Source organism: Rhodosalinus sp. 5P4, from assembly GCF_041365695.1.
Lineage (GTDB): Bacteria > Pseudomonadota > Alphaproteobacteria > Rhodobacterales > Rhodobacteraceae > Rhodosalinus.
The window spans coordinates 1-556 of the sequence record NZ_JBGFSJ010000018.1 but is presented as its reverse complement, the minus strand read 5'-3'; the positions used below and the strand labels follow the sequence as shown (position 1 = coordinate 556).

Genomic DNA, 556 nt, shown 5'->3' with positions numbered 1-556 from the left:
CCACCACGCCCTTCAGCCCGCAGGCCTGCGCGATGCCGGCAAAGCTGACGCCCTCGTCGAGTTCGGTGCCGACGAAATTGTCCTCGAACCAGAGCGTGGAGTTCCGCTTTTCCGCGCCCCACTGGTAGTTGCGGAAGACGATCTGCGTCACGCCGGGCCATTCGGGGCGCCCGATCGCGGTCAGCTCGGTCACCGCGATGCCGAAGGCGCCGTCGCCGGCGAAGCCGACCACCGGCACGTCGGGGCAGCCGATCTTGGCGCCCACGATGGAGGGCAGCCCGTAGCCGCAGGGGCCGAAGAGGCCCGGGGCGAGGTATTTGCGCCCCTCCTCGAAGGACGGGTAGGCGTTGCCGATGGCGCAGTTGTTGCCGATGTCGGAGCTGATGATCGCCTCGCGGGGCAGCGCCGCCTGGATCGCGCGCCACGCCATGCGCGGGCTCATCCAGTCGGGCTTGGCGGCGCGGGCGCGCGCGTTCCAGTCCGTGCCGGGGTCGTCCTCCTCGTGGTCCATCGCGGAGAGCTGCTGCGCCCAGCGCGATTTCGTGTCCGCGATCCG

At 70.7% G+C, this 556-nt stretch carries 1 protein-coding gene; it reads right to left on the bottom strand.

Annotated elements, in window-relative coordinates:
* The coding region (locus AB6A69_RS16260; protein WP_371061571.1) for a thiamine pyrophosphate-dependent enzyme at positions 1-556 on the bottom strand (556 nt) is incomplete at both ends.